The organism is Dietzia papillomatosis NBRC 105045 (genome assembly GCF_001570845.1).
GTDB lineage: Bacteria > Actinomycetota > Actinomycetes > Mycobacteriales > Mycobacteriaceae > Dietzia > Dietzia cinnamea.
Map to the genome: position 1 here is coordinate 1 of NZ_BCSL01000099.1, position 1,664 is coordinate 1,664.

At 67.4% G+C, this 1,664-nt stretch carries 1 protein-coding gene; it reads right to left on the bottom strand.

The annotated features are described in order from the left end of the window. Positions 1 to 141: 141 nt before the first annotated feature. Entirely contained in the window at positions 142 to 1,542 is a 1,401-nt protein-coding gene (locus DPA01S_RS15930) for an IS1380 family transposase (protein ID WP_039867814.1), read from the bottom strand. Between the last annotated feature and the right edge of the window lie 122 nt (positions 1,543 to 1,664).

Consider the following 1,664-nt stretch of genomic DNA (forward strand, 5'->3'; position numbering starts at 1 on the left):
CCCCGCTGATTCATGGGGCGTGATGGAGTCGGGTTTCTACGGATGTTGTGTCCGGCGGGTCGTGTAGACGTGTTTGGGCGCCGGCTGGCGCTGCCGGTGGGCGGGTCTCCGGGTGGTGCTGTCGTGGGTGGGCAGGTGGGGTCAGGCCGGTTTGGGGATCGCGGCGATCGTGTGGAACACCGCTTCGATGGCGGTGGCCCAGGGCCAGGTCTCGGGGATTTTGACCCGTCTACGTCGGCTGCTGCGGGTCAGTAGGGCGGCGACGTGGAGGAAGCGGTAGCGCATCGCTTTGGGCTCGCACGCTGCGAGGATGGTGGCGGCGCCGGTGCAGGCCAGCATCCGGGTCCAGGCGACGAGGTCGGCGGCGATCATCACCGCCACCAGCCATGCCTGGTTGAGAGCGAACTCTCGCGAGGGCAGACGGCCCAGGCCGGTGTCTTTGGCGTGGCGGATCCGGTCCTCCACCCGGGCGTGCGCCCGATGCCTGGCCTCGAGGAACTGCAGTTGACCGGTGGCGGTGTTGGTGACGAACGCCTGGTAGCGCCACCCGTCGAGTTCCTCGAACATCGACAACTGGGCGCCGGGGTGGGGCCGCTCACGGCGGACGATGACCCGCATCCCGTCGGGCCACTTGGCGAGCATCCTGGGCGGCAGCAGTCCAGTCAGCTCGGCGATCTCCGCGCCCGGCCTCAGGTCGCCGTCTTGATTCACCGCTGGCCCCCACGCGGTGTCGGGGGCGATCGCGATGGCCCGGCGGATTCCGGCGGTGATCGAGAAGCCGACCGAGTACTCCACCCGCCGACCACGGATCCGATTCTGCTCGGAGATCCACTCCAACAGGTCATGGGAGGCGCCGGCGCCGTCGGATCGGATCAGCACATCACGCCGATGGGCGGCGGGAATCTGGGCGATGGCTTGCCCCAGGACGTCGATGTGGTCGGCCGCGGTGTTCGACCCCGCGTTGCCCGGCCGCAAGCTCGCAGCGAGGAACTCTTCTGTGTTGTCGCACCACACGCCGATCGGGTGGTAGCCGAAGGTGCGCTTGTAGGTCGGCGCGCTCTGTTCTTTCTCGCTGTGGGTGACCACGATGGTGGCGTCCACATCGAGCACGACCGTGTCCCCCAGATCCCGGCCCGCGCACTTGGAGGCCGGCACCCCGCCGGGCAGCTGGGACCACACATGCCGCCGCGTACGGGCCCGCGCGACCTGGATCTTCTTGCGTTTACCAGCGGTGACCTCGTCCAGGGCGCGCCACACCGTCGGAGAGGAGGCGACCGGACCCAGGACAGTGGATTGGTGGCGCAGGACGCGGATGTCGGCGATGGACGTGCCGCCACCTGTGAGCATCACCGCGACATCGGTCAACACCCTGCCACGGTCATGGATCGGGATGGATCGGCGCTGCGCCATGGCCCCCGACAGCTCGGCGGTCAGGCCGACGCGATCAGCCAGAAGACGCGGCGCGATGACCCCGGCATGAGCAATCACCCCGACATCCTCGACGGAGAACGACAGACCAGACGACCACGAAGTACGCTTCACCTACCGAGTGCTTTCTGCTTGAGGATCAGGAACCTTAGACAAGTCCCAGTTTCCCCTGTTCAGGAAGCACTTCGGTCTATTTTCACCCAGCGATCCGCAGATCCCCGTGAACTACCGGGGCT